The 16522-nt window shown below is 70.0% G+C and carries 31 protein-coding genes and 1 tRNA gene; 6 read left to right on the forward strand and 26 right to left on the reverse strand.

Annotated features, from left to right (window positions below):
• Positions 1–11: 11 nt before the first annotated feature.
• The 4 genes from ACFYYF_RS02805 to ACFYYF_RS02820 form a co-directional block, all read right to left on the reverse strand.
• Positions 12–167, reverse strand: coding sequence for a hypothetical protein (locus tag ACFYYF_RS02805; protein ID WP_388770652.1), 156 nt, complete (start codon positions 165–167; stop codon positions 12–14).
• A 190-nt stretch (positions 168–357) separates the two neighbouring features.
• Positions 358–507 (reverse strand): hypothetical protein, encoded by a 150-nt coding sequence (locus ACFYYF_RS02810; RefSeq protein ID WP_388770655.1) that lies wholly within the window; start codon positions 505–507, stop codon positions 358–360.
• On the reverse strand, positions 504–746 hold the full coding sequence (locus ACFYYF_RS02815) for a hypothetical protein (protein ID WP_388770658.1): 243 nt from the start codon (positions 744–746) through the stop codon (positions 504–506). Before ACFYYF_RS02815 ends, ACFYYF_RS02810 begins: the two co-directional genes overlap by 4 nt.
• A complete protein-coding gene (locus ACFYYF_RS02820; RefSeq protein ID WP_388770660.1) occupies positions 743–871 on the reverse strand; it encodes a hypothetical protein in 129 nt (42 codons plus the stop codon). Before ACFYYF_RS02820 ends, ACFYYF_RS02815 begins: the two co-directional genes overlap by 4 nt.
• 437 nt (positions 872–1308) lie before the next feature.
• On the opposite strand from ACFYYF_RS02820, the gene ACFYYF_RS02825 reads away from it, so the two are divergent.
• Positions 1309–1680 carry a hypothetical protein gene (locus ACFYYF_RS02825; RefSeq protein WP_388770663.1) on the forward strand — a complete coding sequence of 124 codons (372 nt, stop codon included), beginning with the start codon at positions 1309–1311 and terminating at the stop codon, positions 1678–1680.
• A gap of 179 nt (positions 1681–1859) precedes the next feature.
• Here the strand turns inward: ACFYYF_RS02825 and ACFYYF_RS02830 are convergent, their stop codons facing one another.
• Entirely contained in the window at positions 1860–2018 is a 159-nt protein-coding gene (locus ACFYYF_RS02830; RefSeq protein ID WP_388770665.1) for a hypothetical protein, read from the reverse strand.
• 87 nt (positions 2019–2105) lie between these two features.
• Between ACFYYF_RS02830 and ACFYYF_RS02835 the strand changes: the two genes are divergently transcribed.
• Positions 2106–2318 carry a hypothetical protein gene (locus tag ACFYYF_RS02835; RefSeq protein ID WP_388770667.1) on the forward strand — a complete coding sequence of 71 codons (213 nt, stop codon included), beginning with the start codon at positions 2106–2108 and terminating at the stop codon, positions 2316–2318.
• A 33-nt stretch (positions 2319–2351) separates the two neighbouring features.
• Here ACFYYF_RS02835 and ACFYYF_RS02840 read toward each other — a convergent pair whose 3' ends face one another.
• Genes ACFYYF_RS02840 through ACFYYF_RS02850 form a run of 3 tightly spaced genes read right to left on the reverse strand, consistent with a single transcriptional unit; the run spans position 2352 to position 3690 of the window.
• On the reverse strand, positions 2352–3134 hold the full coding sequence (locus ACFYYF_RS02840) for a sulfite exporter TauE/SafE family protein (protein ID WP_388770670.1): 783 nt from the start codon (positions 3132–3134) through the stop codon (positions 2352–2354).
• A 39-nt stretch (positions 3135–3173) separates the two neighbouring features.
• Positions 3174–3365, reverse strand: coding sequence for a hypothetical protein (locus tag ACFYYF_RS02845; RefSeq protein WP_388770672.1), 192 nt, complete (start codon positions 3363–3365; stop codon positions 3174–3176).
• Between the two features lie 4 nt (positions 3366–3369).
• Entirely contained in the window at positions 3370–3690 is a 321-nt protein-coding gene (locus ACFYYF_RS02850; RefSeq protein WP_388770675.1) for a hypothetical protein, read from the reverse strand.
• A 65-nt stretch (positions 3691–3755) separates the two neighbouring features.
• On the opposite strand from ACFYYF_RS02850, the gene ACFYYF_RS02855 reads away from it, so the two are divergent.
• Positions 3756–4097 carry a DUF6233 domain-containing protein gene (locus ACFYYF_RS02855; RefSeq protein WP_388770677.1) on the forward strand — a complete coding sequence of 114 codons (342 nt, stop codon included), beginning with the start codon at positions 3756–3758 and terminating at the stop codon, positions 4095–4097.
• A 41-nt stretch (positions 4098–4138) separates the two neighbouring features.
• Entirely contained in the window at positions 4139–5005 is an 867-nt protein-coding gene (locus tag ACFYYF_RS02860; RefSeq protein WP_388770680.1) for an ATP-dependent DNA ligase, read from the forward strand.
• Between the two features lie 681 nt (positions 5006–5686).
• Here the strand turns inward: ACFYYF_RS02860 and ACFYYF_RS02865 are convergent.
• The 17 genes from ACFYYF_RS02865 to ACFYYF_RS02945 all read right to left on the reverse strand — a co-directional run bounded on the left by ACFYYF_RS02865 (position 5687) and on the right by ACFYYF_RS02945 (position 14933).
• Positions 5687–6394 (reverse strand): hypothetical protein, encoded by a 708-nt coding sequence (locus ACFYYF_RS02865; RefSeq protein ID WP_388770682.1) that lies wholly within the window; start codon positions 6392–6394, stop codon positions 5687–5689.
• The gene (locus ACFYYF_RS02870; protein WP_388770685.1) at positions 6391–7185 is read right to left on the reverse strand and encodes a tRNA(His) guanylyltransferase Thg1 family protein; all 795 of its coding nucleotides are present in this window, start codon (positions 7183–7185) and stop codon (positions 6391–6393) included. Before ACFYYF_RS02870 ends, ACFYYF_RS02865 begins: the two co-directional genes overlap by 4 nt.
• Positions 7182–7955: a hypothetical protein gene (locus tag ACFYYF_RS02875; protein WP_388770687.1), complete on the reverse strand. Its 774-nt coding sequence runs from the start codon at positions 7953–7955 to the stop codon at positions 7182–7184. Before ACFYYF_RS02875 ends, ACFYYF_RS02870 begins: the two co-directional genes overlap by 4 nt.
• Positions 7955–8407, reverse strand: a complete 453-nt coding sequence (locus ACFYYF_RS02880) for a hypothetical protein (RefSeq protein WP_388770689.1) — start codon at positions 8405–8407, stop codon at positions 7955–7957. Before ACFYYF_RS02880 ends, ACFYYF_RS02875 begins: the two co-directional genes overlap by 1 nt.
• A complete protein-coding gene (locus ACFYYF_RS02885; protein ID WP_388770692.1) occupies positions 8404–9243 on the reverse strand; it encodes a hypothetical protein in 840 nt (279 codons plus the stop codon). Before ACFYYF_RS02885 ends, ACFYYF_RS02880 begins: the two co-directional genes overlap by 4 nt.
• A complete protein-coding gene (locus tag ACFYYF_RS02890; RefSeq protein ID WP_388770695.1) occupies positions 9240–9461 on the reverse strand; it encodes a hypothetical protein in 222 nt (73 codons plus the stop codon). The genes ACFYYF_RS02885 and ACFYYF_RS02890 overlap by 4 nt, the downstream gene beginning before the upstream one ends.
• Positions 9461–10369: a hypothetical protein gene (locus tag ACFYYF_RS02895; protein ID WP_388770698.1), complete on the reverse strand. Its 909-nt coding sequence runs from the start codon at positions 10367–10369 to the stop codon at positions 9461–9463. The genes ACFYYF_RS02890 and ACFYYF_RS02895 overlap by 1 nt, the downstream gene beginning before the upstream one ends.
• Positions 10369–10659, reverse strand: a complete 291-nt coding sequence (locus ACFYYF_RS02900; protein WP_388770701.1) for a hypothetical protein — start codon at positions 10657–10659, stop codon at positions 10369–10371. The genes ACFYYF_RS02895 and ACFYYF_RS02900 overlap by 1 nt, the downstream gene beginning before the upstream one ends.
• A complete protein-coding gene (locus ACFYYF_RS02905) occupies positions 10643–11221 on the reverse strand; it encodes a hypothetical protein (RefSeq protein ID WP_388770704.1) in 579 nt (192 codons plus the stop codon). Before ACFYYF_RS02905 ends, ACFYYF_RS02900 begins: the two co-directional genes overlap by 17 nt.
• Positions 11221–11577, reverse strand: a complete 357-nt coding sequence (locus tag ACFYYF_RS02910; protein WP_388770707.1) for a hypothetical protein — start codon at positions 11575–11577, stop codon at positions 11221–11223. Before ACFYYF_RS02910 ends, ACFYYF_RS02905 begins: the two co-directional genes overlap by 1 nt.
• Positions 11574–12134, reverse strand: a complete 561-nt coding sequence (locus ACFYYF_RS02915; RefSeq protein WP_388770710.1) for a hypothetical protein — start codon at positions 12132–12134, stop codon at positions 11574–11576. Before ACFYYF_RS02915 ends, ACFYYF_RS02910 begins: the two co-directional genes overlap by 4 nt.
• A complete protein-coding gene (locus tag ACFYYF_RS02920) occupies positions 12131–12337 on the reverse strand; it encodes a hypothetical protein (RefSeq protein WP_388770711.1) in 207 nt (68 codons plus the stop codon). The genes ACFYYF_RS02915 and ACFYYF_RS02920 overlap by 4 nt, the downstream gene beginning before the upstream one ends.
• A gap of 180 nt (positions 12338–12517) precedes the next feature.
• Positions 12518–12898 carry a hypothetical protein gene (locus tag ACFYYF_RS02925; protein WP_388770714.1) on the reverse strand — a complete coding sequence of 127 codons (381 nt, stop codon included), beginning with the start codon at positions 12896–12898 and terminating at the stop codon, positions 12518–12520.
• A 33-nt stretch (positions 12899–12931) separates the two neighbouring features.
• Positions 12932–13004: transfer RNA gene (locus ACFYYF_RS02930), tRNA-Ile, on the reverse strand.
• A gap of 111 nt (positions 13005–13115) precedes the next feature.
• Positions 13116–14234 (reverse strand): DUF932 domain-containing protein, encoded by a 1119-nt coding sequence (locus tag ACFYYF_RS02935; protein ID WP_388770716.1) that lies wholly within the window; start codon positions 14232–14234, stop codon positions 13116–13118.
• Between the two features lie 79 nt (positions 14235–14313).
• Positions 14314–14559 carry a hypothetical protein gene (locus tag ACFYYF_RS02940; RefSeq protein ID WP_388770718.1) on the reverse strand — a complete coding sequence of 82 codons (246 nt, stop codon included), beginning with the start codon at positions 14557–14559 and terminating at the stop codon, positions 14314–14316.
• Between the two features lie 20 nt (positions 14560–14579).
• A complete protein-coding gene (locus ACFYYF_RS02945; protein WP_388770721.1) occupies positions 14580–14933 on the reverse strand; it encodes a hypothetical protein in 354 nt (117 codons plus the stop codon).
• Between the two features lie 174 nt (positions 14934–15107).
• On the opposite strand from ACFYYF_RS02945, the gene ACFYYF_RS02950 reads away from it, so the two are divergent.
• On the forward strand, positions 15108–15371 hold the full coding sequence (locus ACFYYF_RS02950) for a hypothetical protein (RefSeq protein ID WP_388770723.1): 264 nt from the start codon (positions 15108–15110) through the stop codon (positions 15369–15371).
• A gap of 2 nt (positions 15372–15373) precedes the next feature.
• Here ACFYYF_RS02950 and ACFYYF_RS02955 read toward each other — a convergent pair whose 3' ends face one another.
• The gene (locus ACFYYF_RS02955) at positions 15374–15940 is read right to left on the reverse strand and encodes a hypothetical protein (protein WP_388770724.1); all 567 of its coding nucleotides are present in this window, start codon (positions 15938–15940) and stop codon (positions 15374–15376) included.
• A 31-nt stretch (positions 15941–15971) separates the two neighbouring features.
• Here ACFYYF_RS02955 and ACFYYF_RS02960 point away from each other — a divergent pair, with 31 nt between their 5' ends.
• On the forward strand, positions 15972–16505 hold the full coding sequence (locus tag ACFYYF_RS02960; RefSeq protein WP_388770726.1) for a hypothetical protein: 534 nt from the start codon (positions 15972–15974) through the stop codon (positions 16503–16505).
• The last annotated feature ends 17 nt before the right edge of the window (positions 16506–16522 follow it).

A 16522-nucleotide genomic window follows, 5' to 3' on the forward strand; every position in this document is an offset into this window, starting at 1 on the left:
TGGGTGGTGGGTCAGTCGTCGGGGGTCTCGGTGACCTTGAGGTCGGGGACGTGCTTGCGGATTCGGGCGATCCGCTCCTCGGCGACGTCCAGCGCGTTGGTGCTGAACTCGCTGAGGAACTCGCCGTCGGGACGCTCGACGCGGTAGCGGATCATGCCGAGGCTCATGGCTTCCTCCAGCTCCAAACGCTCGTGCCGCTTCGCTGGCGGTCCTTCGCCTCCCACCTGTCGGCCTCGGCCTGCGCCTGGCGGGCGCCGGTCGTCTTGGCGCGGCGGAAGCGGCTGGCGGACCCGGTGACGGAGGCGCCGGCGGCGGGGTAGGCCCGGGTGCTTTGCGCACGCCGCGGGAAAAGGCCCATCAGCGCCGTGCCTTCGCGTCCTGCTGCGCCATGGTCAGGCGTACGTCGCCGGCCGCGTCGTAGTCCTGCCCGCACAGGGCCGGTGTCGCGGGCTCCGCGAGAATTCGGTTCGCCTGCGGCGTGAGGTCGGGCCTGGTCGGCTCAGTCATCGCACACCGACCTGCCGCCGCAGCGCCGCAGCGTAGAGGGCCCGGGTGCCGGTCTGTCGGGGAACGACGGTGGCGGCCAGGAGCTGGCTGTACAACGACTGTTCGCCATCCGCGAGTTCGGCGCACAGTTCGATGCGGGCGGCCTCGGTCATCGGCTCGTTCGGGGTTACGGCGGCGATGCGGTCGGCGAGGAGGATGGCGAGGGTGCGGACGGCGTTGTCGAGGGGGCTCTCGCTCATCGGGCACCGGCCTGCGGGGCGCGCGGGTGAGGGATGCGCGGGATGACGGGCTCGTTGTCCTCGTCGCTCCAGGCGAACGGGGCGTGGGGGGTGGGCCCTTGGCTGGTCTGATCGGTACGCTCCATGGCGGACCTGCTCTTTCGTCGCTGTTAGGCGGGTCCACCCCTCGGCCCGGAGTCGCCACTCCGCATGGGCCGAGGGGTTTTCCCTTTACCGAGCACGAGAGTAGCGACTTCCTTGTTTTAAAACAAGGAAGTCTGAGAGGATAGAGGCATGCCCGACTCCCCTGAGGGAGACCAGACGCACGCGAGAGGGGGGCCCGAGATGGTGACGTTCCCGGAGATCCCCGACCGCCTGGAGAAGGCGAAGCTGGCGCGCCTCAGCGTTCAGCGGATTCGGCAGCTCGCCGAGACGGACCCGGACTGGCCGCTCCCGTTGAACCAGGCCCCGAAGGTCGGCCGCATGCGGCTCTTCGACTGGCGTGTGCTGGAGCCGTACTTCCGCAACCGGAAGTCAAGGCAGGGGCAGCGGACCGATATCCAGAGGGACGGAGGCGCACGAGATGCGCAAGGTTCAGGGACAGATGCCACATCCAGGGGTCGCCCCCAAGGGGACTGACGAGACGGCGGTCTACCGTCTGAGCGACGACTCCGGCCGCCTTCTATACGTCGGGATCGGGCGCAACCCGATGAACCGATGGGCCGCTCACGCTGACCTGCACGCATGGTGGCCGCAGGTGGCTGCGTTCGAGGTGACTTGGTACGACTCCCGCGGTGAGGCGGGAGCCGAGGAGCGGCGAGCGCTGCGCCAGGATGACCCGGCGTACAACATCCACGGCACGCCCAAATGGGGCGGCATCGTCTCTGGGCATGTTCGCGCCGAGCTTGCCGTGCGACGGCCGTGCGTCGAACGTCTGGCCGAAGCCGAGGGGTGATCGTCGCGAGTGACACGACCTGGGGCTGACACCCCACCACCGGGCCCCTGCCACGCGCCGTGGCAGGGGCTTTCTGCTGCCCGCCTATGATCTCCGCGTGGAAATCCCGATGATCTGATCGCCCTCGAGCGCGCCGCCGAGGAGGCCCGCGCCCGCCTGGCCGAACTCACCGGCGCCGACTACGACGCCCAGTGGAAGGCATGGCGGGAGGCGGTCAACGTCGTCCAGGCCGCCATCACCGCGCACGCGGAGGCGGCCGGTGAGAACCGAATGGCCGTCGAGATGGCCGTGAAGAAGGCCGTCCGCCACCGCGCCGACCCGGCCGAGTAGCGGGCCATGACGAAGGCTCCTGCCGCCCCTAGGTCGGCAGGGACCTTCACCCTGCCCGAGATGCGCGATTATGCAGCTCAGGTGAAGGTGGCCGCATGACCGTGCTGCCGATCATCGTGTATCCGCCCGACGAGCAGGGCGGCCGGCGGGTCCGGATGGACGGAGAGATCCTGGGGCTGGCGTACAGCCTGGGGGACATCGCGGAGTTTCTTCGCCGGGCCGGCCTCGACGATCCGGACCCGGCCTGGGTAGAGGCGACGGCACTAATCGACTGGCGTGGCGGAGGCCCGGAAGTCTGGGAGCACTGACCTGGCTCTGTACGTGCTGTGGGCACGGCACCGTCAGCGAAGGATCTGGACTGCGTAGAGCGCGCCGATTCCGGCGGCGAGGGTGCCGAGCACGATTCGGAGGACCGTCTCGGGCAGGTGCGACTGGAAGCGTGCGCCAAGGTATCCCCCTACGAGGCCGCCAGCGCCGCAGGACAGGCCCAGCAGCCAGTCGGGGGCAACATCGCCGGTGGCGGCGAAGGAGAGCAGCGCGTAGGTGGCCGCTCCGATGACGGAGGTCACGAAAGTGGAGGCCAGGGTCGCGGGGGCGACGGCGGCGACCGGTGCGCCGCGGCCGACGAGGATCGGGCCGAGCAGCGAACCACCGCCGATTCCGTAGATGCCACCGACCACGCCGACGGCCAGGGCCAGCGACGTCGTCGCGTGGGGCGAACGCTGATATCGGGTGCGGGGTGAGGCCGGGCGCACGGTCCTCAGCCACAGCCACAAGCCGAGTGGTAGGAGCAGTGCCGCGATAAGGAGGCGGAAGATGCGCGGGCCGGGAACGGCGTAGACACGGATCATGGCGCCAATGACTACGCCGGGAACGGTGCCTGCGATGAGTAGCCGGGTCAGCGGCCCGCCCAACTGTCCGGCCCGCCAGTAGCGGAGGAGGGCACCGGGGCCAGCCACGACGTTGTAAAGCAGGTTCGTGGGTGTCACGGCCGGGCTGGGCACGCCCAGCACACTGACCTGGACGGGCAGCAGGAAGACCGCTCCTGAGACCCCCACAGGGGCGGTGATGACGGATATCAGGAGCCCAGCGGCGAACCCGAGCAACCCCGTCGACCACTCCACGCAACTGCCTCCAAACTCGAGAACAAAGCCACTGACTGATCAGTCGCCGCTCGGCCACTCTGCCAGCAGGTCCTCGGTGTCCGCGTCGACGACGGTGATGCGCGCGCCGGGCCGGCCCCACCTGCCGATCCACCCGCCGTACTGGCTCATCGCGAGCGGCTTGGTCTTCCACCATCCGTGCATGGTCGGCTTGCCGTCGAGCACCAGGGTGACGTGATAGCGGCCTTCCACGGGCTCAGCCTGCCTCGCCGTAGATGACGACGGTCAGCGCGACACCCGCGTCGGCCGCGGCCTCGCGGAGGTCGGTGAGGATGTCACCCCGCGGCCGGTTTGCGGCCTGGAAGGTGGCGGAGGCGATCATGTGGTCGCGGCAGGTGTCCAGCCAGCGGCAGCCGTCGGCCAGGCGGACGATTCGTGTGGCGTACCCCGGCAGTCCGCACGAAGCGCAGGGCAGGCCTATGCGGTGCTCGGCGTCCGCGGGCCGCAGTCGCTCGGGCGCCGGGTCAAGGTCGGCCGGGTCGACGCGGAGACGAAGCAGCAGGTCAGCGTCATCCATGGCGCTACTCCTTCCGTCGGGCCCCTGGTGTGCGGGTGGGATCCTACCTCCGTAATATCGAACATGTGAACGATCGCACCGTGTCTGCCCGCCTCGACCTGCTGCACTTCCTCGCCCGAGTCCAGAGGGCGGACCTGGAGCGGACCGAACGCTGGATCCGGGAGGAGGAGCAGCGTCAGGCGGAGCGGCAGCGCGGGCTGGATGCCCGGCCGCCCGAGCCGGACTGGCTTATCGAGCGGGGCCTGGACGGTCACACGCCCGCGGTGTACGTCCACGTCGGCGGCTGCCTCATGGCGGGGAAGCGTTCCGTCGGCGTGGCCCGGGACCAGGCGCGGAGCGCGCTGGTCGAAGGGGTGCCGGCGTGTCCGCACTGCCGGCCGGACACGGAGCTCGGGTTGCTGGAGTAGCCCGGCGGGCGGTCGCTCGGCGTCGCGATCATGGTGGTGACATGGAGTTTCCTGTCGAGGTCGCGCTCGCCCGGGCGGTTCCGCGCCTGCCGACCGGGGACGGCTGGTGGTACGAGATCAAGTTCGACGGGCATCGAGCTGTGCTCTGGCGGGAAGCCGAGACGGCCCGCGTGCAAGCGCGGTCCGGGCGGGACGTCACCGCGGTCTGGCTAGATCTTGCGCTCGCCGCGTTCCACACGCTGCCTCCCGGCACCGTTCTCGACGGGGAGGCCGTCATCTACCGGGACGGCCGCGTCGACTTCGGCGCTGCGCAGTCCCGGGCCGCCTCCGCCCCGCCGCGGGCCCGCGATCTGGCCGAGCGGTGGCCGGCCACGTTCGCCGCGTGGGACATCCTCCAGCACCCGGTCCACGGCGATGTCCGCGGGCGTCCATACTCGGAGCGCCGGGCCCTGCTCCTGGACGTCCTCGCCGACGTGCCGCCGCCCATCCAGGCCGTGCCGGCCACCGATGATCCGACCGTGGCGCAGGTCTGGTACGACACGCTGCACGAGCAGGGCATCGAGGGGGTCGTCGCGAAGCGGGCGAGTTCCCTGTACCGGAGTGGGCGGATCTGGCAGAAGGTCCGGCACGCCGAGACCGTTGACGCTGAGGTCGTCGGCCACACCGGACCCGGGGCGCGGCCGCGCGCCCTCGTCGTGGAGCTCCCCGACGGGCGCCGCGCGCTGTCGCAGGCTCTCACCGCGCCACTCGCCGCCGCCGTGTCCGCGCACATCGCCTCCGCGGGGCCGGGACGGCGGGTCCACGCCCGGGCCACCGGCAGCTACACCACCGTATCGCCAGGCCTCACCGTGGAGGTCCTCGCCGGGACGACGCGGCACCCGGTGGTGACGGTCACCCGCGTCCGGTGAATGTCAGTTCCAGCAGCCGGAACCCGGCGACATACGGCCGCCCTTTCGAAGGGCTCACCAGCAACGCAGGCGCGCGTGGACCTCGATGGGCGGCCCCATACCAGTTTCACAGAGGTGCTATCTCAAGAATTAACTATTCGATCAGCCCAATGCGCGCAAACGCCAGCCCAGGCAGACCTCATGCGCGCCTATAGATCAAAAGCGGCCAATCAGCTATCCATTCGAACCACTTCCGGTCATTCGATTCACCGTTCTCGCCAACCGGCATAGGTTAGCGACCGGCGACCGAAGCATCGGTCAGCCGAATCCACGGAAAGGAGAGAGAGGGAAGTTATGTCCGGAGAGGAACAGCCGCCGGACTATGGGCTCCTGTGCCTGGTAGTGGCTCTACTCCAGCTCTATGTTGAGCTGTTCAGCACAGCACACCCGTAGCCCGACGGCGGCACACAATGCCAGGGGCGACACCCGTCGTCCCTGGCACCTCTTCAGCGGAAGGTCCTTACCCGCTGGGGTACCCCCATTTAAGCAGCCCGCAGGATTCATCGCACGTGATTCCAGCAATTCGTCTCGGCAATGTCGGGTGCAGCAATACCGGCGTCGGGTGCGTCTTACGAGTGCGAGGACTTCACACGTCGAAGGTCAGCCACACGGCCAGGACCTCCGTGACGGCGCGAACAGCGCTCATTCGCCGACCACCTCGGCTCCGTCGGCGAGTTGGAGGCCAGCACGCTCGCAGAAGTCGGCGAGGCTGATCTCGCCGTCGTACGTCTGCCCGGTGTCGAAGGCGGCGAGGCGTCGCTCCGGCGAGTACGTCCACGTCGAGGAGTCCTCGGAGTCGTGGGCGTCGACGGTTCCGATGCCGTGCCGGTACCTCAGGTACAGGTATTGGCCTTCGGGGGTCCAGGCGTTCCACTGCGAGGGGTGCGAGGAGACGGTGCGCTCCACGCGCGCCAGGACGACTGGCTGCTCCGGGCAGAACGGCGGCAGCGTGCACGCGTGCTCTGCTCCGCCGATGCAGCGAAGGCCGTGGCGGGTGGCGACGTGGATGACTTCGCCGGTCTTCAGCGCCCGGTCGACGATTGCGCGGACGACGGCCGACTTCCCGGCCCGGCGGGGCTGCTCGACGACCAGGCGGTGAGGCTCAGCGCCGTGGTGGAAGGCGATGCCGAAGTTGGCCATGGCGGCGACCATGGGCATACGGGCCCACAGCTCCGCGCAGTCCCGGCACGAGATCGGGCCTTGGCCTCGCGTGCACACCGGGTGTCCCTCTTCGGTGGCGTGCCGCGGGACGGGGTGCTGGCAGATCGGGCAGAGCGGCGGCTCGGGCACGCGACCGCGCTCGACCTGGGCGAGAGCGCGACCGCGGCGCGGGTAGGGGCGGTGGCTCATCGGGGACCTTCCGGTGCGGCGTCGAGGCGCGGCAGAGTGGGGATGACGGAGGCGAGCCAGGAGCCCGGCTCGGTGGTGAAGTGCGGTGCGGCGTTCGTCTCCCACCAGGAGCGGACGGCCGTGGTGCGGACCGTCTCGCGCGTCCGCTTGTCGACGTACTGGACGGGCTGCTCACCGGTCTCGCGGACGGTGACCCGGCCCCGCTTGCAGCCGTCCGGGAAGTCGTTCCAGTTCACCCCGGCCTCGGACCAGAGGAGTTCCTGCATCCCGTTGGCGTCCACGCCGGTGAGCCGCTTGTGGGAGAAGTGGGCCTGGGCGGTCATGCTGATCGAGTTGCGGACGGCGTCGCGCTGGCGCCACAGGAAGTAGTTCGCGACCTCGACGGGGTCGCTGAAGGTGAAGACCCGGGCGTCGAACAAGGCGCGGCGGGTAGGCCGGAGGTTGTTGAGGACGGCAGTGGCGACGGATGCGGAGACGCTCAGCCACTTGGCGGTGACGCCTCCGAACCACGGTTCGGTGGTCTCGCTGGCGAAGTCGGTGACGAGCACGCTGATCTCGTCGGACTGGGTGAAGGCGAAGACGCTGCCAGCAATCTCCTCGCAGAGCGCTTCGGCGACGGCATCCATGTCGTCCATGAACGGCAGGTCGAAGGGCTTCGCGGCGTCACGCAGATAGGTGTGGAAGGCGCGCCCGTCGACGCGGACGATGGCGAAGGTGCGGCGGGGCAGGACCGTGCGGTACGCGGCTTCGTGCCGCTTCATCCGGTCGCCGAGGGCAGTTCGGTCGCTCACGTGGGTTCCTTCTGGGCAGCTTGGCGCTCGCGCGCCTGGGCGTTGTAGGCGAGGCGGCATGGCGGGCACGGACGGGTTCGGATGGAGCGGTGTGCCCAGAAGCCCTCTGGGGTGCCGCACGTCCCGGTCCAGTCCGGGCGGGCGTCGGGATCGTCGATGGACTGGTCGTCCCAGGCTCCGGGTGGCGCCCACTGGCGGTCTGCGGCGTACTTGCGGGCCCGGCTGATGCCGCCCGGCGTCGCCCCGTGGTCTGCCGGGTCGGCACGCCAGAGGGCGTCGTACATCGTCCGTACGTCGAGGGCCCGGCGCACGGTGACTTGATCGCGTTTGAGCATCATGCCGAGGTTGCCGGGGCCGGTACGCAGATGCCGTTCCAGGTACTGCTGCGGCCAGCCGACGGCGACGAGGGCGTGCACCCGGCGGTGGGTGCCGATCGCGGACATGAGGGTGCCCGGCGCGAGGTTTTCGAGGAGGGGCTCTACGGCCAGGATCCGGGCGGCGGTGTCAGGGCGTAGCTTCGGCTGCCCGGCCATCACCCCTTGGAGGACCTTGCGATTGCAGGGGGCAGCGGCGGCGATGGCGCGCAGCCCCATGGTGCAGGAGCGGAGGAACTGGATGTGGACTCGGACGGGTTCGGCGTCGGTCCACGGATTCCAGGTGCCGTACGCGATCGCGCGATCACGGTTCTCGTCGTACCGGCTGCGCGCGAACGCGCAGACGTAGCAGCGGCAGCCGTCGAGCCGGTATCGGGCGTATCCGTGATCGCGCATCAGGCCCTACCCCACCGCTTCTCGACCTCGTCCTCGGAGACGCCGACCTCGCGGTACGGCTTGGCCGGAAGTTCTTCTCCGGTCTTCAGCGCCCACCAGCCGGCGCACACCATGGCGCCGAGCGGCAGGCCGCGGAAGGTGGCGACGGGCGTGTAGGCGCCGAACCCGGAGACGGGCAGGCCCTGATGGCAGAAGAACGGCTCGTCGTCGGGGAGCTGCACACCGGCGTTCTCCAGCTCGGGGCTTCCCGGACGGAAGGCGCAGTCGGCGCAGCACGTGCGCATCACGCCCGGCGGCCGCGGCGCCCGCTCGGCGCCCCCGAGCGGTTCGTCGGTCAGGCCGAAACCGGCGCAGTGGAGGCACCGCTCGCGGCCCTGGCCGTCAGGGCTGGGTTCGATGCCGCCGACGCAGAGCGGGCACTTGAACGGCAGGATCGACAGCGCGCCGCTCATGAGTCCTCGCCCATGTCCGACAGCGCGCGGTCGAGGCGGTCCTCCCAGTCGTGGGCGAAAAGGTCGTGGATGGTCAGGCCGTGCCCGAACCGGTAGGGGTCGTCGTCGGGCTTCAGTTCCAGGTTGCCGGGGGCTTGTCGCAGCCAGTCCATCGCGAACTGCCACTGGTCGGCCGCCGACAGTTCGTACCAGCCGTCACCGGACTCGCCGAACTCCTGCCACATGCGGCCGGGGTTCGGGAACTGCTCGGTGACCGAGAACGACGCGACGACCGGTTCATCGTCTCGCGCACGAAGGAGGGTGATGACGTCTTCCCAGCCCTGGGAGACCCACTGCGGCTCGTCACGGTCCCGTGCCGGGTCCGGAACGTACTGGATGCCGCGGCGGTAGATGCCGGACTCGAGGCCCGCTTCCATCACGTCGGCGAGCCAGGCCCGGTTGGGCCCGTCCACCCAGGTGTGGAGCTCGCACTGGGCGTGGAGGCGTGCCGCGAGGCGGATCTGGTCGTTGCCGAGCAGCATCGCGGTGTTGAGGCCGAGGGTAAAGGTGTCGACGGGGCGGCCGCGGTGCTGAACCAACGCATCGGTGTAGGGGTCGCCGTGGAGGAAGGCGAGCCGGTACGCGGTCTCCAGGCGCATGCCGTTCGGGTTCCGGTCGGCGTGCAGGGCGATGTAGTGGCCGGGTGCGGCCAGGCTGATCAGCCTGTCGACTCGGCTCGGGTCGTGCAGGGCGAGGATGCCGATGGCCAGGTCGTTGACGAGGCCGCTGAGCCAGGCTCGTTCGGAGCCTCGCAGCTCCGCGTCGCCGGACGGGCTGTGGAAGTAGACACGGCTCACGGGGTGGCGCCTTTCGGGGTGCAGTGGGGTGCTTCAGGGGCGGCGCCGGCAGCGCGCGCCGCCTCGCTGGGGCAGCGCTCGCCCTGGTCGATGCGCCAGCCGAACCGGCGCTCGGCGACCTTTCTGGCGTGCGCCGCGGAGCGCGTGTCGGGGACGGTGACCTTGTTGCGGCAGCCGGGCCGGTCGCAGTAGAGGGTGTGCGCGTAGCCGATTGCCATCACGCGCCCTCCGCCCCGATGAAGGCCGCGACCTCGGTCCATCGGCTGGCCACGTTCCGCAGGAGGGTGCGCTCCTGTTCCATCGCGGTCGTGGCCGCGTCCCACAGGTCGACGTCCCGGCAGGACCAGATCTCGCCCTCGATCAGCTGGTCCAGGAGTGTCGGCTCCAGGGCGTCGAGCTCCCAGCTGCTGCGCCCGTACTGGCGGATGTAGCCGCTGGCGCGGGAGTCGGTGAGCTTCGCGGGGTTCGGCGGCGGCTCGTGCTCCTCGACCTGGTCCATGTTGAGCGCGATGCGCCGGACTTCGACGTCGGCCTCGAAGAGCGCCAGGCGCTCGCGGATGTCCCGGGTCATGTCCACCCCGGACGGGTCGTGGTCGCCGAGGTGGATGATGACGGGCTTCTGCCCGCGACGCTGGTATCGGATCATCCGCTGCGCGGCGCCCCACAGTTCGGACTGCGAGGTGTAGCCGCGGCAGGAGAAGTAGTCGACATCGTAGCGCTGGCAGACCCCGGCGATGACGCCGACGAGGGCGTCCTTCTCGATCCAGACCTCCACCCGGTGCGGCTGGTTCGCCCACCGCTCGGTCCGGTACCCGGAGGCTGCGGAGCGGATGACGGAGTGCGGGTTCTCCCAGTGCGAGAGGCCTCGCAGATTCCGGGTCCGGTCAACGATGTAGTCCCAGTCCAACAGCCCGGCCAGGCGTGCGTCGTTGACGACCGAGCCGAGCCGCTTGTACTCGGACTGCTTGTTCGGGATCAGGTCGCGGGCGACGAACTGATAGTAGAGCTGCCGCAGGGTCAGGTCGAACCCCTGCTGCGCGTAGGCGCGGCAGATCTCGTCAGCTTTCGCGATCAGCGCCTGGCTGGAGGGGCTGAAGTTCCGCTCGATGTAGGCCTCGCGCGGCATCAGTCGTCACCGCCCTTGGGCTTCCGCTGCCAGACACCGGCGACCTTGATCCACGCGTCGAAGTCCTCCATCGGCATCCCGCCCTCGGCGGGACTGTGGTCGTTGATGGCGGCCGCGGCGGCGCCCGCGAGGGTGGCGTGCACCTGCGCGGTGGCCAGGTCGGCCATGCGGTGGGCGAGCCGCTCCGTGACCGTGAGGCCGGCCTTCCAGCCGGTGTCGGCGTTCATCCAGGTGTCGGCCTGCCGCGTGAGGCGCTCGGCCTCGACGTAGTGCTCAGGGCCGGTGGGCATCGGTGTTCTCCTTCGAAGTGAGTCCGGCCGCCCAGTCGGCGAGCAGGGCGAAGTCGCCGTCGGTCAGGCCGCGGGCGGAGTTGATCCAGTGCAGGAGCGCGGGCCCTTCGTGGTGCCGGGCGACGTACTCGCGGTCGATGTCACCGATCTGGTCGTCGACCCACGCGAACGGCCGGCCGGCGGCGTACTCGACGACGCGCCACGTCTTCACGTACGTGCCGTCGGACCGCGTGACGAACTGGCTTCCGAACTCGATGACGGGCAGGTTCTGTTCGCGGGGAAGGCCGATGCGCCAGCCGATCCAGTCGTTGGCGTCGTGCTCCCACGTCGTCGCCCAGACGAGGTCGAACGGAAGCTTCTGGAGCGCGGCACCGTGCGACGGGTTCAGCCAGACGCGGAGCGGCTTCACCAGGTGCTCGGGCACGCCGACGTGCTGCGCGACCCAGCAGCCAGGCTTCAGCCGGTGGGTTTCGTAGCCCTCGGGCCTGCGGTGCGGCTTCGCGGCGAACGGGTTGAGCGGGCCGTCGACGTCGAGGAGCAGGAGCGGCTTGGCGTCGTTCATCAGTCGTCCTCGTCTTCGGGTTCGCATGAGCCGAGCGCGAAGTTCCAGACCCATGACGAGCCGTCGACGTACAGGCGAGGGAAGTCCCAGATGTTCTGGTCGTCTTTGCCGAGGTAGCGGACCTGCTCGACGGGCAGGCCCGGCATCTGGATCTCGATGCTGCGGCCGTCCGCCATGGTGATTTCGAAGGCGAAGCGTCCGTCTCCGTAGTCCGCTTCGTGGCGGCGCTCGGCGTTGGCGACGGGCAGGTGCCGCGCGCCCAGGTCGAGGACGAACATGGCCGTGTTCTGGGTGGCCTGTTCGACGGTGGCCCCGTGGACCGGCCCCGAGCCAGGGTTGATGAAGACGATGCTCATCGCGCTTCCTGCGGTGCCTCGGCGGGGGTGCACTTCGGAGCGCCCGGGCAGGGGCCGAAGCCGTCATGCTGCGAGCACAGGAGCTGTGACGGGTACGCGCCGCCGTGGAGCCGTGGGTCGACGAAGTCGGCGACCTCGTTCCACTGCTTGCGGTCCGGTGCGTCCGGCAGCACGACCTCCATACGCACGTCCTTGGCGGCCTCAGCGGTCGCGTGGTGACCGATGGTCTGCTGGTAGCGCAGGTAGGTGTCCTCGGCGAGGACCCGGCGCAGGTGCTGGTCGACCTCGGCCGGGGTCGCGTGGAAGCGGGACGGCAGTGCGACGGTCGGGGCCGGAGGCCGGGCGGCGGCCGCCCGGGCCAGCCACGAGCAGATGGTCGCGACGGTCGCCCACTCCCAGCGGGACAGCCACTCGACGGCCTGCCGCTCGTACTCGCCGAGCTCGACGCCGGCGGCGGCGAGGGTGTCCCGCAGGATCGCGGCCTGCTCGCCGGACTCGACGAAGCCGACCGGCCGGGTCTCGATGGTGCCGACGGGGATGCCGTTGTCGTTGCTCACTGGTCATCGTTCCCTTCCTGGTCGGGGCCGCACACGCAGTCCTCGGGGCTCGCACCTTGTCCGATCGCGCAGGCGCAGACGGGCGCGATGCTGGCGCCGCTGATGGCGCGCTCCAGGTCCTCGGGGGTGGAGCCGGTGCAGTGGTCGCAGCCGCCTTCGGGCTGCTCCTCGTCGTCCTGGTCGTAGCCGTCCGGGTAAGTCATGTCGTCCTCTCGGCGTGTGGGGCCCGGCGGCGGGAAGCGAGTCGGTGCGCTGCTGCGCGGTCGCATGTCCCGCCGCCGGACGGAGGGTGGTTGAGGGCCTGCCGTTTCAGGCCTGCGCCTCGGGTGTCCGGGCCCTATTGCTGCGGCCACGCGCGGTGGCTGTGCCGGGCCCTCAACCGGTCAGGGGGTGTCGGAGCGTCCGGCGATCTGGCGGAGCCCCGCGATGGCGTCGTCCGGCGAGCCGTAGAAGAGGTTCGAGTAGGTGAGGCCGAGGGCGGCCTGCGCGGTCGCTTCGATGTCGCGCGTGACGCCGTCCTTGCTGCAGCTCACGCCGTCGGCGTGCAGGGTCCAGCCGGTGACGTGCACCGTCCAGCCAGCGACGCACAACGTGGTTCCGCAGCGGGGCGTCTGCTCCGGTGCGAGGGCCCGGGCCCGGGAGCTGCGTGACCAGAACCACGCGGTCATGCTGAAGGCTTCGGGTTGTGCTTCGATCGCGTCCAGTACGGCGGCGGCAATCTGGTCGGGTGCCTGGGGGTACGGGCGGACGGTCGTCTCGGTCATCGTGACTCCACTCGGGAAGTACGGCTTTCGGAGTGGCGCCGACGGGACTCGAACCCGTGCACTGCGACTTATAAGATCGCTGCTCTGCCAACTGAGCTACGGCGCCTCGGTGTTGAGGTGTGGGACGGGCCGCGCCCCGTTGGCGGTGGGATGGAACGGGGCGCGGCCCTGGGTGGCGGCCGGGCCAGGGGGGACAGTCCCGGCCGCCGGTCTGTGGTCAGGCCCGGGTGAGGAGGAGCAGGCGCTTGTGGGCCTTGCTCTTGATCTCGTCGTCGGTGCCTTCGAGGAGCGCGGTCGCGCGGGCGATCTCCTCGGTCATGGTCTTGCCGGGGCGGCGGGGTGCGATGTGGTCGAGGTAGTCGGTGACGGCGCGCTCGGCCGCGTAGGCGGTGCGGCCGACGCGGTCGGTCTCGGTGCGGAAGATCGCGTCCAAGGAGCTGACGCGGTCGGCGTGGTTGGTCTTGATGCGGTCGGTGGCGTCGTCGTCCAGCGGCCAGAGGTCGGCGATCACCTTGTGGAAGTCGTCGATGGCGAGGTCGGTCCGCGCGAGGGCGGTCTCCTCGGCCTCGAAGGCCTCCGCGTACTTGAGGGTGAGGCCGAGGTGGCGGCGGGCCTCCGCGATGTTCTCCAGGCCGCTGGAGGTGTGGCGGATGCCCCAGCGTGAGCGGGCGTCCGCGAGGGCGAAGCGCTCGGTGTTGCCGCAGACGACGCGCCACGGGGTGACGACGACCTCGGCCATCGACCGGCCGTCGTGCGAGTTGATCGCGACGATGAAGAGGACGATCTCGTCGGCGATGCCGCCCCGGTCGATGACGATGCTGTCCGGGACCTGCATGGTGACGAACACCCGGCGTCCGCCGCGCAGTGCGCCCGCGCTCTCCCAGAGGACGCCGTGGCTGGCGGCGAGTTCTTGCAGGAAGGTGAACATCTGCTTCTGCTGGAAGACCTGATACCGCTGGCCCACGATGCCGATGGCGGCGGCGGTGTCCATGCGGACGGTGACGAAGTGGTCGGCGAAGCGGCTGCGCTTGCCCTTGACCTGGTAGTACACGGGCCGCTTCTGTACCTCGAAGTCGATCTGTCCGGCGCGCAGGACGGTGTCGACGTCGGTGATCCCGCCGGGGATGACAGTGCCGAGGCCGTGCCAGGCCGGGGTGGACGTGTAGAGGGCGGCGGTGCCGCGCGAGGTGTCGAGGCCGTCGCGGCCGATGACTTCGCCCCGGTCGTAGCCGACGGTCGCGGCGTAGGTGCCGTCCGTGCGGCGCTCGGCGCCGGTCGACTTGATCAGCGCGGCGCGCTGGTCGTGGAAGGCCTGGTTGACGTCGGTGGTGCTCATGATGTCCCCCCTCCGGGGCAGTTGGTGCGGTCGATGGGTGGTGCGCGGCCGGGTCTCGGGCCCCGGCCGCGCACCGGTCTCAGGTGCAGGCGATCGAGCGGGTGATGGACTCGCGCCGCACGTGGTGCGGACCGGGCCGCTGGCCCCACGGGTCGCCGAGCGCGAACCGGGTGTCCGGGAGGCCGAACGCGTCGATGGCCTCGCAGATCCGGCAGGGGCACGGGATGGCAAGCCACAGACCGTGCAGGGACGGGATGGACCCGGTGTAGATCACCAGGTCGCCGGGCTCGATCAGGTCGAGCGAGCTGAGCAGCGTGTCGGACATGACTCCTGACGACGTGCGGGTTACGGGTGGTTGCGGATCGGTCCGGCGCCCGGGGTCCACCGCATGGCGTCGCCGGACGAGCGGAAGGTGACCGGGGTGGGGCGGGGCGCCGGGGTGGGGCGGGCACCGGCGGTACGGCCGTATTGCTCCCAGGCGGTCGCGAGGACGTGCAGCTCGGACGGCCGGTACGCCATGACCCGGCGGAAGCGGCCGTTGATGAAGCGGAAGGCGCGGGCGGGCTCGGAGCGGTAGGTGGTGCGGTAGATCCGCGCCGCGACCCGGCCGAACGGGGAACCGAAGCGCCAGTCAGCCGGGAGGCCACGCTGCACGAGGTATTCGGCGACCGTGATCCTGTGGCTGAGCAGCGCGTTCATGACTCCCCCTTGGCTTCGTAGGCCCTTGCTTCACTAATAAGAATAGGCCAACCTGTTGCCCTAAGGAAGAGAAATGTCAAAGAAAGTACGAGATCTTTTAGGGGGTGGTTGTACATGCTTACACATGCCGACAGCCCGGCGCCGAGTCCCCGGCGTGATGCGATCATGGACCGCATGGCCCGCAGCAACTACCAGCCGCCGGAAGACGCCGCGCGACTGTTCAGCAACAACCGGCGCGCCGTCCTCGCCCTCGCGAAACTGAAGGACCCCATCCGGGAGATGGCCATCCGGGAGATGAGCGAGAACGGCGCCACCGTCGGCGACCTCGCCCGCCTCACCGGCTACAGCGACGAGTACTTCCGCCGCATCGCTCGGGAGGCGGGCATCGAGCGCCGGCGGCCGCCCACCCGCGGCCAGGGCAGCGACCGGAGCGACTGAGGTCAGGACACCCGGTTCTCCGTCAGCAGGTACAGCCGCGTCCCCTCGTACCGGGCCGGCTGCTCCGTATCGCCGTCCCGGCACTCGTCGTTGATGCACCAGGCGCGCGGCCGGTCGTCGTCCGCGCGCCCGTACACGGTCTTCTGGCCGCAGGCCAGGCACACGATTTCGCGAAAGTGGCGGGACGGTCCGCGCAGGCCGAGGACGGTCAGCACGGTGGCGTGCCAGCGGGCCACTGTTCGGGTCACCTCGCCCACCCGGTCCGCGTTCTCGGCCCCGGGCGGAATGGCCTTGAGCGCCCGGTACCAGGACTGGGTGCGGGCCGACTGCCGGAGCTGCATGTCCAGTCCGATCGCGTCGACCTTGATGCGCTGAGACCAGGACACCGCCTCCAGAGACGTCGGCGGCCGCGACCCGGGCGGGGCGTGTCCGCCCTGCGGAGGCTGCCGGGTGCGCAGGCCGAGCGTGTCCAGCCGGCGGATGAGGCCCGGGCCGCCGTCGCCCGGGTGCTCCTCGTCGCCGGTGTACCGGTCGAGGAGGTCGGCGACCAGGCGGTCAAGCGTCTGCACTGGCCGCCTCCGGTCGTGCAGGATGTGCGGCATGGATCAAGGGGAGGCTGCCGTCTGGGCGGCTGGGTTGGGTATTGCAGGCACCCTGGCTGGCGCGCTCGGCGGGGCTTTCGTTCAAGCACGAGCCGGCCGCAAACAGGTCCACGACCAGGAGACCGTCGACGTACGCCATCGACTCCGAGAGGAGCGGCGCCTCGCTTTCGCTGCGGTACTCGACCGATGTGACGAAGTGACCTCCGCTCTTGGCCCGATCATCCTCGCGCGCGTGCAGCCCGAGTGGCGGGACGAAGGCGATCACAGGGGGTTGTGGGCGCCAGCCAACGAAGCTCTGAGTGCCCTCCAACGTGCCGTGACCTCCGTGAAGATCACCGGCCCGGACGAGATGATGGAGCATGCAGCGGCGGTGCACGACACCCTTCTGGCTAAGGCGAATGCGATGCGCGCGCCAGGTCTCAACTTTGCTGAGCGAACGAGTGCTTACGCGGCAGCAAGCGGAGAACTCGACGTAGCAACCCAGCGATTCGTGGATGCCGCTCGTCGTGTGCTGGCAGCGCCCCATTGGTGAGCGTGGTGCCGTGCCGC

Source organism: Streptomyces sp. NPDC001914 (genome assembly GCF_042891215.1).
In the GTDB taxonomy this organism is placed as follows: domain Bacteria; phylum Actinomycetota; class Actinomycetes; order Streptomycetales; family Streptomycetaceae; genus Streptomyces.

What these genes read in the sequence shown, in the direction of transcription:
- ACFYYF_RS02805 (WP_388770652.1), bottom strand. Translation starts at nt 167, where the DNA reads ATGAGCCTCGGCATGATCCGCTACCGCGTCGAGCGTCCCGACGGCGAG.
- ACFYYF_RS02810 (WP_388770655.1), bottom strand. Translation starts at nt 507, where the DNA reads ATGACTGAGCCGACCAGGCCCGACCTCACGCCGCAGGCGAACCGAATT.
- ACFYYF_RS02815 (WP_388770658.1), bottom strand. Translation starts at nt 746, where the DNA reads ATGAGCGAGAGCCCCCTCGACAACGCCGTCCGCACCCTCGCCATCCTC.
- ACFYYF_RS02820 (WP_388770660.1), bottom strand. Translation starts at nt 871, where the DNA reads ATGGAGCGTACCGATCAGACCAGCCAAGGGCCCACCCCCCACGCCCCG.
- ACFYYF_RS02825 (WP_388770663.1), top strand. Translation starts at nt 1,309, where the DNA reads ATGCGCAAGGTTCAGGGACAGATGCCACATCCAGGGGTCGCCCCCAAG.
- ACFYYF_RS02830 (WP_388770665.1), bottom strand. Translation starts at nt 2,018, where the DNA reads ATGGCCCGCTACTCGGCCGGGTCGGCGCGGTGGCGGACGGCCTTCTTC.
- ACFYYF_RS02835 (WP_388770667.1), top strand. Translation starts at nt 2,106, where the DNA reads ATGACCGTGCTGCCGATCATCGTGTATCCGCCCGACGAGCAGGGCGGC.
- ACFYYF_RS02850 (WP_388770675.1), bottom strand. Translation starts at nt 3,690, where the DNA reads ATGGATGACGCTGACCTGCTGCTTCGTCTCCGCGTCGACCCGGCCGAC.
- ACFYYF_RS02860 (WP_388770680.1), top strand. Translation starts at nt 4,139, where the DNA reads ATGGAGTTTCCTGTCGAGGTCGCGCTCGCCCGGGCGGTTCCGCGCCTG.
- ACFYYF_RS02865 (WP_388770682.1), bottom strand. Translation starts at nt 6,394, where the DNA reads ATGAGCCACCGCCCCTACCCGCGCCGCGGTCGCGCTCTCGCCCAGGTC.
- ACFYYF_RS02875 (WP_388770687.1), bottom strand. Translation starts at nt 7,955, where the DNA reads ATGCGCGATCACGGATACGCCCGATACCGGCTCGACGGCTGCCGCTGC.
- ACFYYF_RS02880 (WP_388770689.1), bottom strand. Translation starts at nt 8,407, where the DNA reads ATGAGCGGCGCGCTGTCGATCCTGCCGTTCAAGTGCCCGCTCTGCGTC.
- ACFYYF_RS02890 (WP_388770695.1), bottom strand. Translation starts at nt 9,461, where the DNA reads ATGGCAATCGGCTACGCGCACACCCTCTACTGCGACCGGCCCGGCTGC.
- ACFYYF_RS02895 (WP_388770698.1), bottom strand. Translation starts at nt 10,369, where the DNA reads ATGCCGCGCGAGGCCTACATCGAGCGGAACTTCAGCCCCTCCAGCCAG.
- ACFYYF_RS02900 (WP_388770701.1), bottom strand. Translation starts at nt 10,659, where the DNA reads ATGCCCACCGGCCCTGAGCACTACGTCGAGGCCGAGCGCCTCACGCGG.
- ACFYYF_RS02905 (WP_388770704.1), bottom strand. Translation starts at nt 11,221, where the DNA reads ATGAACGACGCCAAGCCGCTCCTGCTCCTCGACGTCGACGGCCCGCTC.
- ACFYYF_RS02910 (WP_388770707.1), bottom strand. Translation starts at nt 11,577, where the DNA reads ATGAGCATCGTCTTCATCAACCCTGGCTCGGGGCCGGTCCACGGGGCC.
- ACFYYF_RS02920 (WP_388770711.1), bottom strand. Translation starts at nt 12,337, where the DNA reads ATGACTTACCCGGACGGCTACGACCAGGACGACGAGGAGCAGCCCGAA.
- ACFYYF_RS02925 (WP_388770714.1), bottom strand. Translation starts at nt 12,898, where the DNA reads ATGACCGAGACGACCGTCCGCCCGTACCCCCAGGCACCCGACCAGATT.
- ACFYYF_RS02935 (WP_388770716.1), bottom strand. Translation starts at nt 14,234, where the DNA reads ATGAGCACCACCGACGTCAACCAGGCCTTCCACGACCAGCGCGCCGCG.
- ACFYYF_RS02940 (WP_388770718.1), bottom strand. Translation starts at nt 14,559, where the DNA reads ATGTCCGACACGCTGCTCAGCTCGCTCGACCTGATCGAGCCCGGCGAC.
- ACFYYF_RS02945 (WP_388770721.1), bottom strand. Translation starts at nt 14,933, where the DNA reads ATGAACGCGCTGCTCAGCCACAGGATCACGGTCGCCGAATACCTCGTG.
- ACFYYF_RS02950 (WP_388770723.1), top strand. Translation starts at nt 15,108, where the DNA reads ATGGCCCGCAGCAACTACCAGCCGCCGGAAGACGCCGCGCGACTGTTC.
- ACFYYF_RS02960 (WP_388770726.1), top strand. Translation starts at nt 15,972, where the DNA reads ATGGATCAAGGGGAGGCTGCCGTCTGGGCGGCTGGGTTGGGTATTGCA.